Raw genomic sequence first — 14,622 nt, 5'->3', positions numbered from 1 at the left:
CGAGCGACCCAAGTATTCACATATTTAAGATCGTAAGCAAGACATCGCTTTGCCCGAATTCGCCCGCCGCCAGCGGTAACCACGACGCAACATTGTGGACACAGACAGACGTCTATACGATCTGGCCACCGCAGTTACGCCGGCACCCGTGCTCCGGAGGCCACCATGACCCTCACCCACCGCGCGCTGGCCGCCCTCGCCGGCGCCACCGCCCTCGTCCTGCTCGCCGCCAGTCCGGCCGTCGCCGCCGCCACCCCACCGCCCAACTCGATGGCCAGCATGGGCGACTCCATCACCCGCGGCTTCAACGCCTGCGGCTGGTACTCCGACTGCACCTCGCGGTCGTTCAGCACCGGCGACTACTCCAGCGTCAACAGCCACTACCTGCGGATCCGGGCGGTCAACCCGACCATCCAGGGCCGCAACTACAACGACGCGAAGACCGGCGCCAAGTCCGCCGACATGTACGGCCAGGCGGGCAGCGCGGTCAGCCAGGGCGTCGAGTACGTCACCATGCTGATCGGCGCCAACGACGCCTGCACCAGCTCGGAATCCACCATGACCTCGGTGGCCACCTTCCGGGCGAACATCGACAGCGCGCTCAACCGGATCAAGGCGGGGCTGCCCAACGCCCGGGTGGCCGTGATCAGCATCCCGGACATCTACCGCCTCTGGTACGTGGGCAAGGACAGTGGCAGCGCCCGCAGTGCCTGGTCGCTCTTCGGTATCTGCCAGTCCATGCTGGCCAACCCGACCTCGACCAGCCAGGCAGACGTGGACCGCCGGGCCCGGGTCCGGCAGCGGGTGGTCGACTTCAACACCCAGCTCGCCCAGGCCTGCACCGCGTACGGGGCGAACTGCGACTTCGACGACAACGCCGTGTTCAACTACCCGTTCGTGCTGAGCCAGGTCTCCACCTGGGACTACTTCCACCCGAACACCAGCGGACAGGCGGTGCTCGCCAGCGTCTCGTACGCCAACGGCTTCGGCTGGTAGGCCCCTCCCCCTGCGGCGTGCGGACGCGCTCGGACGTCCGCACGCCGGCGGAGTGCCTCAGACCCGGCGCCGGGCCCCGGGCCCCGGTCGGGGCAGCACGTCGCGCGGGTCGGTCACCTCGTGCCCCTCCGTGCAGCGCAGCGCGACCCGGACCTCGGCCCCGCAGTCGCGGTGGCTGACGGCGAGCGGGGAGCCGTCCGGGTCGGCCAGGTAGCGGTCGCCCCAGCCGAGCACCGCCACCAGCACCGGCCACAGGTCGAGCCCCTTGTCGGTGAGCCGGTACTCGTGCCGCGCCCGGCTGCCCGGCTCCCGGTACGGCTCCCGGCGCAGCACCCCCCGCTCGACCAGCATGGCGAGCCGGTTGGTGAGCACCTGCCGGGGGATGCCGGTGCGGACCCGCATGTCGTCGAAGCGGCGTACGCCGTTGAAGACCTCGCGGAGCACGACCAGGGTCCACCGCTCGCCGAGGATCTCCATGGCGCGGGCGATGGTGCAGTTCTCCACCGACCAGTCCAGTGCCGCGGGTCTCATGCCGACCAGGCTAGGTCTGATTGACAGACTCAGCAACGCGCTGCGAGGCTGAGTCCATGACCCAGACGCAGGACCGCAGCCGTACGTTCTCCTGGTCCGACCCGGTGGCCGGGGCCGCGCACATCGGCCGCCGCAGCGGCCTGGAGCTGCTGCGCGCGATGATCGCCGGCGAGCTGGCCGCCCCGCCGGTGATGCACCTGATCGACATGGCCCGGATGGAGGCGGACGAGGGTCGCGTCGCCGTCGAGCTGGTGCCGCAGGAGTTCCACTACAACCCGCTCGGCACCGTGCACGGCGGCATCATCTCCACGCTGCTGGACACCGCCGCCGGGTGCGCGGTGCACACCACGCTGCCGGTCGGCGTCGGCTACACCTCGCTGGACCTGAACGTGAAGTTCCTCCGCCCGGTCACCGTCGCCAGCGGCACCCTCCGCTGCGAGGGCACCGTCCTCCAGCGCGGCCGCCGTACCGCGCTCGCCGAGGCCCGCCTGACGGACACCCGGAACCGCCTCATCGCCCACGCCACCTCGACCTGCCTCCTCTTCCCCCTCGACGCCCCCGCCTGACCCACCCCCTCCCCCTCCCCGCCCGCCCTCCCCGCCCGGGGCGATCTTGCACTTGCGGTTGCGGAAACAGGGGCATTCGCGGCATTTGCCGGCACCCAAAGCGCAAGATCGCCGGGGCGGGGCGCGGCGGGGCGGGGTGGGGTGGGGGTGGCGGAAGGGGTCAGCGGGCGGCGGCGAGGCGGGCGGTGCGGGTGGCCCGCTTCTCCTCGAAGCGGGCGGCCTGGGTCTCCAGGGTGTCGAGGTGGGCGGCGATCTGGTCGCGGGCGGCCTCGCCGTCGGCGTCCAGCCCGGTCGCCTCGAAGAGGTTCCACTGGCGCAGCACCGGGACGACCACCTCGTCGCGGTGCTGGCGCAGGTCGTAGATGCCGGCCAGGGCGATGGCCACCGACTTGCGGGCGAAGCCCTCGATGCCGGCCCCGGGCATCTGGAAGTCGGCGAGGACGTCGGCCACCGCCCGCATCGCCTGGCTCGGGGCCAGCTCGAACGCCGCGCCGAGCAGGTTGCGGTAGAAGACCATGTGCAGGTTCTCGTCGGCGGCCACCCGGGCCAACAGCGCCTCGCAGGTGGGGTCGCCGGTGGCCCGGCCGGTGTTGCGGTGCGAGATGCGGGTGGCCAACTCCTGGAACGAGACGTACGCCAGGGAGTGCAGCACCTCGTCGTCGTGCGCGTTGCGGTACCCGGTGGACATGTGCACCATCCGGGCCCGCTCCAGGGCGACCGGGTCGACCGCCCGGGTCACCGTCAGGTAGTCCCGGATGGCGGTGCCGTGCCGCCCCTCCTCGGCGGTCCACCGGTGCACCCAGGTCCCCCACGCCCCGTCGCGACCGAAGAGGGTGGCGATCTCGTGGTGGTACGAGGGCAGGTTGTCCTCGGTGAGCAGGTTGACGATCAGCGCGGTCCGGGCCACCTCGGGCAGGGTGCTGTCCGCCTCGGACCAGGGCTCGCCCCCGAGCGGGCCGTCGAAGGTGCGCCCCTCGCCCCACGGCACGTACTCGTGCGGGAACCACTCCTTGGCCAGCGACAGGTGCCGGTCGAGGTTCTTCTCGACGACGGGTTCGAGTTCGTGGAGCAGGGCGGTCTGGCTGAGCACGGTCACGACGTTCTCCCTACGGTGGCGTAAGTTACGCCACCGTAGGTCGAATCGTCGTCAGGCGCCAGTCGGCGCCGGCCCGACCAGCGGCTTCAGGTCCGCCCGGGGCGGGGTCCACTCCCCCGCCGCCGCGGCCACCTGCTCGCCCGAGCGGATGTCCTTCACCGCGTCGCCCTCGGCCCCGGGGAACCAGACGTACGGGATCCCGCGCCGCTCCGCGTACCGGATCTGCTTGCCGAACTTGGCCGCGCTCGGCGACACCTCGGCGGGGATGCCCCGGGAGCGCAGCGCCTCGGCGACCTTGTTGCTGGCCGCCCGCTCCTCCTCGTTGGTCACCGCGACCAGCACGCAGGTCGGCACGTCCCGGGAGACCGACAGCGTGCCCGCGCCGAAGAGCAGGCCGAGCAGCCGGGTCACCCCGATCGAGATGCCGACGCCGGGGAAGCGGACGTTCCCCGAACTGGCCAGGTTGTCGTAGCGGCCGCCGGAGCAGATCGAGCCGAACCGCTCGTAGCCGACCATCTGCGTCTCGTAGACGGTGCCGGTGTAGTAGTCCAGGCCCCGGGCGATCCGCAGGTCGGCGACGCAGAGGCCGGGCGAGTGCGCGGCGGCCGTCTCCACCACCGCGACCAGCTCCGCGATGCCCTCGTCGAGCAGCGGGTCGCTCACCCCGAGGGCGCGCACCGCGTCGGCGAAGGAGGCGTCCGGCGCGGAGATCTCCGCCAGCGCCAGGCACGCCTTGGCCTGCGCCTCGCTCGCCCCGGCCGTCTCCGCCAGCAGCTCGGCCACCTTCGCCGGGCCGATCTTGTCGAGCTTGTCGACCGCGCGCAGCGCCGCCTCCGGGTCGGTGAGCCCGATGCCCCGGTAGAAGCCCTCGCAGATCTTGCGGTTGTTCACCTGGATCCGCACCGGCGGGATCGGCAGCGAGCGCAGCGCGTCGCCGATGACCAGCGGCATCTCCGCCTCGTAGTGCGCCGGCAGGGTGTCCCGGTCGACGATGTCGATGTCGGCCTGGAGGAACTCCCGGTAGCGCCCCTCCTGCGGGCGCTCGCCCCGCCACACCTTCTGGATCTGGTAGCGGCGGAACGGGAACTGCAGCTTGCCGGCGTTCTCCAGCACGTACCGGGCGAACGGCACGGTCAGGTCGAAGTGCAGGCCGAGCGCGTCGTCACCGGCCGGACCGTCGGTGTCGGCCTGCAACCGGCGCAGCACGTAGACCTCCTTCGAGGTCTCCCCCTTGCGCAGCAGCTGGTCGAGCGGCTCGACCGACCGGGTCTCCAGCGGGGCGAAGCCGTACAGCTCGAAGGTGCCGCGGATCCGGTCGAGCACGAACTGCTCGATCATCCGCTGGGCGGGCGTCCACTCCGGGAAGCCGGAGATGGGCGTGGGCTTGCTCATGGCGTACTCCTTGATCCCGCGCGGACCGCGCGGGGACGTCGTGGTCGCGGCGGCTACAGGCCGCGGGTGGGCGCGGCCGGGCGCGCGCCGCCGGTCCCCGCCACCTCGAGGAGGTACGGGTTGGTCGCGCGCTCGCGGCCGATGGTGGTCGCGGGGCCGTGGCCGGGCAGGACGACCGTGTCGTCGGCCAGCGGGAGGACCTTGTCCCGCAGGCTGTCCAGCATCCGGGGCATGCTGCCGCCCGGCAGGTCGGTGCGGCCGATCGAGCCGGCGAAGAGCACGTCACCGGAGAGGCAGAGCTGCTCGGCCTCCCAGGGCGAGCCGGCGCCGGGCATCCGGAACAGCACCGACCCGCCGGTATGGCCGGGGGCGTGGTCGACGGTGATCTCCAGGCCGGCGAGGGACAGCGTGCCGCCGTCGGTCAGCTCGGCCACGTCATCCGGCTCGGCGTACGGCAGCCGACCACCGAAGAGCTGGGCGGGGTCCATCGAGAGCGCCTTGGCCGGGTCGGCCAGCAGCTCCCGGTCCTCCGGGTGGACGTACGCGGGGATGCCCCGCGCGCCGCAGACCGGAGCCACCGAGAAGGTGTGGTCGAGGTGGCCGTGGGTGAGCAGCACGGCGACCGGGTGCAGGCGGTGCTCGGCGAGCACGGCGTCGAGCCGGTCGAGGACCCCGATGCCGGGGTCGACCACCACGCACTGCTCCCCCGGCGCGGTCGCCACCACGTAGCAGTTGGTGCCGAAGGCGTCCGCGGGAAAGCCGGCCACGAGCACGTCCGCTCCCCTTCCGTTGCTGTCGTCGTCCCGCTCAGCAGCCTAGTCGCACCGGCCACCGCTTTCCGCCGACCCACTGGTCCCGGCCGTCCCGGGAACCACAGTGACAACGCCCGATAAACCGAGGCCCGACCTCGTACACCACTTTCCCAGCCGGTAGCCGTACACTCTGGCGGGCGTGTGGCGTGGCGCACCTGCGCACCGACGGGCGGACCGCGCCCGGGCGCCGGCGAGGACCAGGGTAGAGGAAGGGGAGCACGGGTGGCTTCCAGCAGGGACCGGCAGCGCAAACTGGCGCGGGCCAAGCTCGACCGGCAGCTCGCCCGGCGGGCGGCGGCCGCCAAGCGCCGCCGGCAGATCCAGGCCGGTGTCGGCGCCGCGGTGGTGCTCGCGCTGATCGTGGTCGGCTCGGCCTGGGCGCTCGGCGCGTTCGACTCGAAGCCGGAGAAGAAGGCCGCCGAGGACGTCTGCCTCTGGACCCCGCAGGACGCCGGCGCGAACACCAACCTCAAGGACGTCGGCACCCCGCCGACCACCGGCCTGCCGACCTCCGGCACCCGGGCGATGACGGTCACCACCAACCAGGGCGCACCGATCACCGCCGAGCTCGACCTCGCCTCGGCGCCGTGCGCGGGGGCCAGCATCTCGTTCCTGGCCGGCAAGTCGTTCTACGACAACACCAAGTGCCACGAGATCACCACCGAGGGCGCGCTGCGCTGCGGCGACCCGAGTGGCACCGGGATCGGCGGCCCGGCGTACTCGTTCTACGACGAGAACGTCCCCACCCCGGCGCCGAGCCCGTCCGGCTCGCCGGCCCCGGGCCAGGCCCCGGCGTACCCGAAGGGCACGGTCGCGATGATCGCGAACCCGCCGGGCGCCAACGGCAGCCAGTTCCTGATCTTCTTCAAGGACTTCAACCCGGCCCAGCCGAAGTACCCGATCATCGGCAAGGTCACCGGCGGCCTGGACGTGCTGGCGAAGATCGGGGCCCTCCCGACCGTGGACAATGGGAGCGGAGCCAAGGTCAAGCCGAAGACGGACGTGGTGATCCAGAGCCTCACCGTCGGCGAGGTGAACGCCGCCCCGGCCGCCACCGGCGCGCCGTCGGCCAGCCCGAGCGCCGGCTGACCCGGCCCGACCGCCCCTGAACAGCAGCGGCAGCGCCGCACCCGAGATATCCGGAGGAGTGACCGTGACGTCCACGAGAGAGCGGCAGCGCGCGGCGGCGCGGGCCCGACTCGAGCGGGAGATGGCCGAGCGCGCCACCAGGGCCCGCAAGCGCCGGCAGACGCAGGCCATCGTCGGGGCCGCCGCCGTGCTGGTGCTCGTGGTCGCCGGGACGGTCTGGCTGGTCACCTCGCTCGGCGGCGACGAGAAGAAGGGCACCACGGCCAGCACGGCCGGCTTCTCGCAGTGCACCTACGTCGAGGTGCCGAAGGACGCCCGCTCCAAGCAGATCAAGGACGTGGGCGTCCCGCCGAACCAGCAGGACAACAAGGGCACCCAGACCATGACGATCGACACCAACCTGGGGCCGATCACCGCGACGGTCAACCGGGCCGAGGTGCCGTGCACGGCGGGCAGCTTCACCTACCTGGCCAGCAAGAACTTCTTCGACAACACCAAATGCCACCGGCTGGTCACCCAGGGCATCAAGGTGCTCCAGTGCGGTGACCCGAGCGCGACCGGCAAGGGCTGGCGGGAGACCGACGGCACCGGCGGCCCGAGCTTCAACATGCCCGAGGAGAACCTGCCGACCGACGAGCGGCCGCCGTACCCGGAGGGCGTCATCGCGATGGCCAACTCCGGCCAGCAGGGCAGCACGGGCAGCCAGTTCTTCATCGTCTACGGCGATTCGCAGCTCGACCCGAACTACACGGTGGTGGGCACCATCACCGGCGGCATGGACCTGGTGAAGCAGGTGGCGGCGGCCGGTGACGACGGCGCCTTCGCCCAGCAGGCCGGCGGCGGTCACCCGAAGAAGGAGATGGTCATCAACAAGCTGACGATGAGCGCCATCCAGGGCGGCTGACCCGCCCGTACCACGCGGAAGCGCCCGCCGGCTGAGCCGGCGGGCGCTTTTCCGTACGTCGGGGCCGGTCAGGCCCCCGAGGTGACCCGGTACGCGTCGAAGACCCCGTCGACCTTGCGGACCGCGGCCAGCAGGTGCCCCAGGTGCTTCGGGTCGGCCATCTCGAAGCTGAACCGGCTCACCGCCACCCGGTCCCGGGTGGTGGTGACGGTCGCGGAGAGGATGTTGACCCGCTCGTCGGAGAGCACCCGGGTGACGTCGGCCAGCAGCTTGTGCCGGTCGAGGGCCTCCACCTGGATGGCGACCAGGAAGGTGGAGGCGGAGGTCAGCTTCCAGCTCACCTCGACCACCCGCTCGCTCTGCGCCTTGAGGTCCTCGGCGTTCGCGCAGTCGTCCCGGTGCACGCTCACCCCGCCGGAGCGGGTGACGAAGCCGAACACGGCGTCCGGCGGCACCGGCGTGCAGCAGCGCGCCAGCTTGATCCAGACGTCGCTGACCCCGCGGACCACCACTCCCGGGTCGTGGCTGCTGGCCCGGCTGCGCGGCGGCCGGGTGGCGACGGCGGTCTCGGCGATGTCCTCCGCCGCGCCCTCCTCGCCGCCGTACGTGGCCATCAGCTTCTGCACCACCGACTGGGCGGAGACCTGGCTGTCCCCGACCGCCGCGTAGAGCGAGGCCACGTCGGCCAGGTGCAGGTCCCGGGCGATCGCCATCAGGTTGTCGGAGGTGAGCATCCGCTGCAGGGGCATGCCCTGCTTGCGCATCGCCTTGACGATCGAGTCCTTGCCGGCCTCGATCGCCTCCTCGCGCCGCTCCTTGTTGAAGTACTGGCGGATCTTGGTGCGGGCGCGCGGGCTCTTGACGAAGCCGAGCCAGTCCTGCGTCGGGCCGGCCGTGTCGGACTTCGAGGTGAAGATCTCGATCACGTCGCCGTTGGAGAGCGTCGACTCCAGCGGCACCAGCTTGCCGTTGACCCGCGCCCCGATGCACTTGTGCCCGACCTCGGTGTGCACCGCGTACGCGAAGTCCACCGGCGTCGACCCGGTCGGCAGCGGGATGACGTCACCCTTCGGGGTGAAGACGTACACCTCCTGGCTGGACAGGTCGAACCGGAGCGCGTCGAGGAACTCGCTCGGGTCGGCCGCCTCGCGCTGCCAGTCGAGCAGCTGGCGCAGCCAGGTCATCTCGTCGATGTGCGCCGGCGGACCGACCACCGGGGTGCCCTTGTGCTCCTTGTACTTCCAGTGCGCCGCGATGCCGAACTCGGCGGTGCGGTGCATCGCGTACGTGCGGATCTGCATCTCCACCGGCTTGCCGGTGGGCCCGATGACCGTCGTGTGCAGCGACTGGTACATGTTGAACTTGGGCATGGCGATGTAGTCCTTGAACCGGCCCGGCACCGGCTGCCAGTTGGCGTGGATGACCCCCAGCGCCGCGTAGCAGTCGCGCACCGTGTCGACCAGGATCCGCACCCCGACCAGGTCGTAGATGTCGTTGAAGTCGCGCCCCCGCACGATCATCTTCTGGTAGATCGAGTAGAGGTGCTTCGGCCGCCCGGTGGTCTCCGCCTTGATCTTGGCGGCCTTCAGGTCGGTCGACACCTTCTGGGTCACCTGGCGCAGCAGCGCCTCCCGCTGCGGCTGGTGCTCCCCGATCAGCCGGTTGATCTCCTCGTACCGCTTCGGGAACAGGGTGCCGAAGGCGAGGTCCTCCAGCTCCCACTTGATCGTGTTCATACCGAGGCGGTGCGCGAGCGGGGCCAGGATCTCCAGCGTCTCCTTGGCCTTCTGCTCCTGCTTCGGGCGGGGCAGGAAGGTCAGGGTACGCATGTTGTGCAGCCGGTCGGCCAGCTTGATCACCAGGACCCGCGGGTCCTTCGCCATGGCCACGACCATCTTGCGGATCGTCTCCGCCTTGGCCGCGTCACCCAGCTTGACCTTGTCGAGCTTGGTCACGCCGTCGACCAGCAGGGCCACCTCGCCGCCGAAGTCGGCGCGCATCTGGTCGAGGGTGTACTCGGTGTCCTCGATCGTGTCGTGCAGCAGCGCGGCGACCAGGGTGGTGGTGTCCATCCCCAGGTTGGCCAGGATGGTCGCCACCGCGAGGGGGTGGGTGATGTACGGGTCACCGGACTTGCGGTACTGACCCGAGTGCCAGCGCGCGGCCGTGTCGAAGGCCCGCTGGAGCAGCCGGGCGTCGGCCTTGGGGTGGTTCTCCCGGTGGGTGGCGATCAGCGGCTCCAGGACCTCGCTGACCTGGGAGGTCTGCCACGGCGCGTTGAACCGGGCCAGCCGGGCGCGCACCCGCCGGCCGGTCGGCGCGTTGGAGAGGGCGAAGCCGCCGCTGGGCGAGGGCTCGCCCGCGGCCTCGGCCCGGAACGGCACCACGACCGCCCCGCCGTCCGCCGTCGCGTCGGGCCCGCCGCCGGAGGCGCCGGTCACCCGGGCCGGCGGGTTGCCGCTCCGCTCGGTCACCGAGCCGTCCGCGTCGCCTGTCGGGTGCACCGTGCCCTCCACCGGAGGGACGACATCGTGGGACACCGGCCTCCTCACCGCTCGCCGGGGATGCGCCGGCCGTCCGGCCGACGTCCTGTACAACCGGCCGAGGGGCCGGCGTTGTTCCACGTCGACCGCCCCGGCCGACGTGGCCCGCTTCCGGCCACCGGGGACCTCGCGGTCCCGGCGGCCCCGCGCCGTGCCGGCCGTGCGGCCGGTCGCCGCGCCACCGGACGGTCACCCGCCCGGTCGGCAAAGGGCAATGCTACCCGCACGCAGGGTACGTCGCCGCTCCGCCGGACGGACCGCGCCGGGTCGGTCCGACGGGCCGGAACGTCAAACGGTCAACAGGGCATGGACCGGACGCGGGGCGAGCCGCTGCCGGCCCTTCAGGAAGCCCAGCTCCAGCAGGACGGTGAAGCCGGCCACCGTGCCGCCGGCCCGCTCGACCAGGTCGAGGGTGGCCTCGGCGGTGCCGCCGGTGGCCAGCACGTCGTCCACCACGAGGACCCGGTGGCCCGCGGTGAACGCGTCCTGGTGCACCTCCAGGGTCGCCTCGCCGTACTCCAGCGCGTAGGAGGCGGTGTGCGTGGCCCGGGGCAGCTTGCCCGCCTTGCGCACCGGCACCACGCCGACCCCGGTGGCGTACGCGATGGCCGCGGCCAGCACGAAGCCGCGCGCCTCGATGCCGGCCACGGCGTCGAACGAGTCACGCCCGTGGTACGCGACGATCCCGTCGATCACCTCACGGAACACGTCGCCGTCGGCGAAGAGCGGCATCAGGTCCTTGAACATGACCCCGGGCTTGGGGAAGTCCGGCACGTCCAGCACCCGGCTGGCGACCAGCTGGGCGACCTCCGGGCCGCTGTCTCCCCGTACCCCGGTCGTGTGCGTCTCCGTCACGGTACGTCCCATGTCCCTTCGAACGACGACGGCGTCCGTCATGCTGCTCGCACAGCATGGCGGACGCCGTCCGGTCGATTCCTACCGGGTCTCCCCCGGCCCGGTCAGCGGCGTTTCGCGCCGCCCGGCCGGTTGCCCCCGCCCCCGCTGGGGCGGCCGCCCCGGGCGCCGGTGGGACGCTTGCCGGCCGGCCGCGCGCCGACCTTCGGGGCGGCGCCGGCGAGCGCCGCCGTCTCCGGGTCGATGGTCTCGTCGGCGGCCTGCGCGGCCTTCGGCGCCCCCTTCGGGGTGACCTCGCCCCGGGCGATGGCGCCGCGCCGGGCCAGCACCCGCTTGTTGTGGGCGCTGATCCGCGGGTCCTGGTTCTTCAGCAGCACCAGCAGCGGGGTGGCCAGCAGGATCGAGGTCAGGAACGCGACGGCCATACCGACGAAGAGCACCAGACCGAGGTCCTTGAGCGTGCCGGCGCCGAGCAGGCCCGCACCGATGAAGAGCAGACCACCGACCGGCAGCAGGGCGACCACGGAGGTGTTCAGCGACCGCATGAGGCTCTGGTTGAGCGCCAGGTTGGCCGCCTCGCCGTAGGTCATGTTGTTGTTCGCGGTGATGCCCCGGGTGTTCTCCTGGACCTTGTCGAAGACCACCACCACGTCGTAGAGCGCGAAGCCCAGGATGGTGAGGAAACCGATGATCGTCGACGGGGTGACCTCGAAGCCGACCAGCGAGTAGATGCCGGCGGTGAGGACCAGGTTGGTCAGCAGCGAGGCGATCGAGGCGACCGCCATCCGCCACTCGAAGCGCAGGACCAGGTAGATCGCCACCACCGCGATGAAGATCAGCAGACCGAGCAGCGCCCGCGAGGTGACCTGGCTGCCCCAGGCCTCGGAGACCTGGCTGCCGCTGATCTGGTCCGGCTGGATGCCGAACTCCTGGGCCATCTTGGCCTTGACCGCGGTGGCCTGGTCGGCGCTGAGCTGCGAGGTGCGCAGCTCGTAGTACTCGCCGCTGGTGCTGCCGACCTTCTGCGCGGTGACCACCTCGGCGCCGCCGCCGTCGGACGCGAGCGCCGCGTTGACCTTGTCCTCGGCCTGGGTGAGGGTGCCGACGCTGGCCGGCACCTGGAACGAGTTGCCGCCGGCGAACTCGATGCCGAGGCTGAAGCCCCGGATCGCGAAGCTGAGCACGGCGATCAGCACCAGCACGCCGGCGACGGTGAACCACAGCTTGCGCTTGCCGACGATGTTGAGATCGGCCTCGCCCCGGTAGAGCCGGGCGGCCAGACCACTCTTAGCCATCTCAGGCCTCCTTGACGCGCGGGTTGCGGGCGGCGCCCTGCTCGGCCGACCGGGCCGGCAGGGCCCGGCCGAGACCGCTGACCCGCGGGGACAGGAACGCCCGGGTCCGGGCGAACATCGTCATGATCGGGTGACGGAAGAGGAAGACGACGACCAGGTCCAGGACGGTCGCCAGGCCCAGCGCGAAGGCGAAGCCCTTCACCGCGCCGACCGAGACGATGTAGAGCACCACGGCGGACATCAGCGTGATGGCGTTCGCCGAGATGATCGTCCGGCGGGCCCGGACCCACGCCCGCGGCACCGCGCTGCGTGGGCTGCGTCCCTCGCGGATCTCGTCCTTGAGCCGCTCGAAGTAGATGACGAACGAGTCCGCCGCCACACCGAGTGACACGATCATGCCGGCGATGCCGGCGAGGGTGAGGGTGAAGCCGATCGACCGGCCGAGCACCACCAGCGCGCCGAAGACCAGCAGGCCGGACAGCACCAGGCTGAGGAAGATGACCGAGCCGAGCAGCCGGTAGTAGAAGAACGAGTAGATGATGACCAGCAGCATGCCGATGCCGGCCGCCAGCAGACCCGCCTTCAGGTGGCTGTCGCCCAGGGTCGCGGTGACGTTCTGCTGCTCCTGCGGGACGAAGGTCACCGGCAGCGCGCCGTAGCGCAGCTGGCTGGCCAGCGCGTTCGCGCTCTTGTTGTCGAAGCTGCCGGTGATCTGCGAGTCACCGGTGAGCACGCCCTGGATCTCCGGCGAGGAGACGATCTCGTTGTCCAGCACCACCGCGACCCGGCACTTGCCGTCCTGGCCGAGCGCGGTCTGGTCGCAGGCCCCGCCCTCGTTGTTGAACGCCTCCCGGGTCAGCGCGGTCCACTTCTCCTGGCCCTTGCCGGTGAAGTTCAGGCTGACCACCCAGGAGCTGGTCTGGTCGAGCACCGCGTTGGCGTCGTCGACGTCGGTGCCGAGCACCTTCGCCACGTCGAGCAGGTACTTGGCGCCGGCCTCGCAGGCCACCGCCTGCTGCTTCTCGTCCTTGATCGACGCCGGCGGCCGCTTGTCGAGCTGGGCGCAGGTGATGGTCGGGACGTTGAACTGCATCTGGACCGGCAGCACCGCGATCTCCTGCGGGGAGAGGGTGCCGAACGGCTTGAGCTTCTCGGCCAGCGACGGGTCGGTGGTGAGGTCGGCCGGGGCCGACAGGCCGGAGGCGGCGGCCCAGGCGGCCGCGCCGACCTTCTGCTCGACGGCCTTGCGCTGCTGCTCGATGCTCTGCGGCACCGGCGCGGCGCTGGGGCTGGCGCTCGGGGACGCGCTCGCCGAGGCCGACGGCGTCGGCGCGGCGGCGCTGGCGCTCGGCGTCGGGGTGGGAGCCATCCCGCCCTGGCCGCCGGCGCTCGGCGACGCGGTGGCCTTGGCGCTGCTGCTGGCCTTCGGCGAGGCGCTGCCGGACGGCTGCGGCGTCGCGCTGCCGGACGGGGCCGGGGTGGCGCTGGCGCTCGGGCTCGGGGCCGGGGCGGCGGCCGCGCCGCTGCCGTCGGTGGCCTTGAGGACCTTGCGGAAGCGCAGCTCCGCGGCTTCACCGACGTTCGTCAGGTCCCGGTTCTGACCGGGCAGGGAGATGACGATGTTCCGGTTGCCCTCGGTGACCACCTCGGCCTCGGCCACGCCGTACGCGTTGACCCGGCTCTCGATGATCTGGCGCGCCTCCTCGAGGTTGGCGGCCGTCGGGGGCTTGCCGTCCACGGTGTTGGTGGCCTCGAGCGTCAGCCGGGTGCCGCCGATCAGGTCCAGGCCGAGCCGGGGCTCCAGCCGGTCCTTCCAGCCACCGCTGGCGCCGCCCGAGAAGAACACCAAGAGATAGAGGACGACGAAGATGAGCCCGAGCACGGCGAGCTGCCGTCCGGGGCGCATCTGTCCCTGAGGTGGTGCCACGGCTGTCTTGTCTCCCTGTACGGTCGCGCCGCTGGGCAGCGGCGACGAAGTCGGGCCGGGGGTGTCCGCCCGACTGCTCTGGCGGGTCGACGTCACCGGCCGACACGCCACCCGGCCCACGACGCGGCGGCGTCGGGCGGGTGGTACGCGTGTCGGCGTCGGACGCCGACCCAACTATCCACTTGTATCGGTGAATCCGCTGCCCCGTCCGGGGCCGGCGGTCACTCCTTGACCGGCTCGGCTTCCTCGGTGATCGTCTCGGCCTCCGGGCGCTCGGCCCGGGTGACCACCCGGGCGATGGCCGGGCGGGCGTACCGGGTCTGCACGCCCGGGGCCACCTCGAGCAGGACGGTCTCGTCCTCGACGTCGGTGACCGTGCCGTAGAGCCCGCCGATGGTGACCACCTCGTCGCCCGGGGAGAGCGCGGACTGCATCTGCTCGGCCTCGCGGCGCCGCTTCTGCTGGGGGCGGATCATCATGAAGTACATGACGCCGAAGAGCAGAGCGATCATGAGGATCGGCGTCAGACCGCCGGCTCCCCCGCCACTCGCTGCTGCGTAAAGCACGGTTGTCGACCTTCCCATTGGCCCCCGCCCGGCCCCGAGGGCGCCGGAGC

The 14,622-nt window shown here is 71.8% G+C and carries 13 protein-coding genes; 4 read left to right on the top strand and 9 right to left on the bottom strand.

Going from position 1 to position 14,622, the window contains the following annotated elements; all coding sequences use genetic code 11:
* Positions 1–165: 165 nt before the first annotated feature.
* A complete protein-coding gene (locus ACGFI9_RS28300; protein ID WP_393182639.1) occupies positions 166–996 on the top strand; it encodes an SGNH/GDSL hydrolase family protein in 831 nt (276 codons plus the stop codon).
* 57 nt (positions 997–1,053) lie between these two features.
* Here ACGFI9_RS28300 and ACGFI9_RS28295 read toward each other — a convergent pair whose 3' ends face one another.
* Positions 1,054–1,527, bottom strand: coding sequence for a winged helix-turn-helix transcriptional regulator (locus ACGFI9_RS28295; protein WP_393182638.1), 474 nt, complete (start codon positions 1,525–1,527; stop codon positions 1,054–1,056).
* A gap of 56 nt (positions 1,528–1,583) precedes the next feature.
* On the opposite strand from ACGFI9_RS28295, the gene ACGFI9_RS28290 reads away from it, so the two are divergent.
* Entirely contained in the window at positions 1,584–2,093 is a 510-nt protein-coding gene (locus tag ACGFI9_RS28290; RefSeq protein ID WP_393182636.1) for a PaaI family thioesterase, read from the top strand.
* A gap of 160 nt (positions 2,094–2,253) precedes the next feature.
* Here the strand turns inward: ACGFI9_RS28290 and ACGFI9_RS28285 are convergent, their stop codons facing one another.
* The 3 genes from ACGFI9_RS28285 to ACGFI9_RS28275 are packed head-to-tail and all read right to left on the bottom strand — an operon-like array spanning position 2,254 to position 5,354.
* Complete coding sequence (locus ACGFI9_RS28285; RefSeq protein WP_393182634.1) at positions 2,254–3,189, bottom strand: acyl-ACP desaturase; 936 nt, start codon at positions 3,187–3,189, stop codon at positions 2,254–2,256.
* A gap of 51 nt (positions 3,190–3,240) precedes the next feature.
* Positions 3,241–4,581 carry a histidine--tRNA ligase gene (hisS, locus tag ACGFI9_RS28280; RefSeq protein ID WP_393182633.1) on the bottom strand — a complete coding sequence of 447 codons (1,341 nt, stop codon included), beginning with the start codon at positions 4,579–4,581 and terminating at the stop codon, positions 3,241–3,243.
* Between the two features lie 53 nt (positions 4,582–4,634).
* Positions 4,635–5,354: an MBL fold metallo-hydrolase gene (locus tag ACGFI9_RS28275; protein WP_393182631.1), complete on the bottom strand. Its 720-nt coding sequence runs from the start codon at positions 5,352–5,354 to the stop codon at positions 4,635–4,637.
* A gap of 261 nt (positions 5,355–5,615) precedes the next feature.
* Between ACGFI9_RS28275 and ACGFI9_RS28270 the strand changes: the two genes are divergently transcribed.
* Together ACGFI9_RS28270 and ACGFI9_RS28265 are read left to right on the top strand one after the other, a co-directional pair.
* Positions 5,616–6,482 (top strand): peptidylprolyl isomerase, encoded by an 867-nt coding sequence (locus ACGFI9_RS28270; RefSeq protein ID WP_393182629.1) that lies wholly within the window; start codon positions 5,616–5,618, stop codon positions 6,480–6,482.
* A gap of 64 nt (positions 6,483–6,546) precedes the next feature.
* A complete protein-coding gene (locus ACGFI9_RS28265; RefSeq protein WP_393182627.1) occupies positions 6,547–7,386 on the top strand; it encodes a peptidylprolyl isomerase in 840 nt (279 codons plus the stop codon).
* A 68-nt stretch (positions 7,387–7,454) separates the two neighbouring features.
* Here ACGFI9_RS28265 and ACGFI9_RS28260 read toward each other — a convergent pair whose 3' ends face one another.
* The 5 genes from ACGFI9_RS28260 to yajC form a co-directional block, all read right to left on the bottom strand.
* The gene (locus tag ACGFI9_RS28260; RefSeq protein ID WP_393182818.1) at positions 7,455–9,902 is read right to left on the bottom strand and encodes a RelA/SpoT family protein; all 2,448 of its coding nucleotides are present in this window, start codon (positions 9,900–9,902) and stop codon (positions 7,455–7,457) included.
* A gap of 315 nt (positions 9,903–10,217) precedes the next feature.
* Positions 10,218–10,784: an adenine phosphoribosyltransferase gene (locus ACGFI9_RS28255; RefSeq protein WP_393182625.1), complete on the bottom strand. Its 567-nt coding sequence runs from the start codon at positions 10,782–10,784 to the stop codon at positions 10,218–10,220.
* A gap of 104 nt (positions 10,785–10,888) precedes the next feature.
* Positions 10,889–12,079, bottom strand: a complete 1,191-nt coding sequence (gene secF, locus ACGFI9_RS28250) for a protein translocase subunit SecF (protein ID WP_393182623.1) — start codon at positions 12,077–12,079, stop codon at positions 10,889–10,891.
* A gap of 1 nt (position 12,080) precedes the next feature.
* Positions 12,081–14,006, bottom strand: coding sequence for a protein translocase subunit SecD (gene secD / locus ACGFI9_RS28245; protein ID WP_393182621.1), 1,926 nt, complete (start codon positions 14,004–14,006; stop codon positions 12,081–12,083).
* 221 nt (positions 14,007–14,227) lie between these two features.
* Positions 14,228–14,572, bottom strand: a complete 345-nt coding sequence (gene yajC / locus ACGFI9_RS28240; RefSeq protein WP_393182619.1) for a preprotein translocase subunit YajC — start codon at positions 14,570–14,572, stop codon at positions 14,228–14,230.
* Between the last annotated feature and the right edge of the window lie 50 nt (positions 14,573–14,622).

Source organism: Micromonospora sp. NPDC048930 (assembly GCF_043197935.1).
GTDB lineage: Bacteria > Actinomycetota > Actinomycetes > Mycobacteriales > Micromonosporaceae > Micromonospora.
This window is presented reverse-complemented; position numbering and strand designations above follow the sequence as displayed.

Bases quoted from the DNA above. Each gene is read 5' to 3' on its own strand.
- ACGFI9_RS28300 (WP_393182639.1), top strand. From the start codon at position 166: ATGACCCTCACCCACCGCGCGCTGGCCGCCCTCGCCGGCGCCACCGCC.
- ACGFI9_RS28295 (WP_393182638.1), bottom strand. From the start codon at position 1,527: ATGAGACCCGCGGCACTGGACTGGTCGGTGGAGAACTGCACCATCGCC.
- ACGFI9_RS28290 (WP_393182636.1), top strand. From the start codon at position 1,584: ATGACCCAGACGCAGGACCGCAGCCGTACGTTCTCCTGGTCCGACCCG.
- hisS (WP_393182633.1), bottom strand. From the start codon at position 4,581: ATGAGCAAGCCCACGCCCATCTCCGGCTTCCCGGAGTGGACGCCCGCC.
- secF (WP_393182623.1), bottom strand. From the start codon at position 12,079: ATGGCTAAGAGTGGTCTGGCCGCCCGGCTCTACCGGGGCGAGGCCGAT.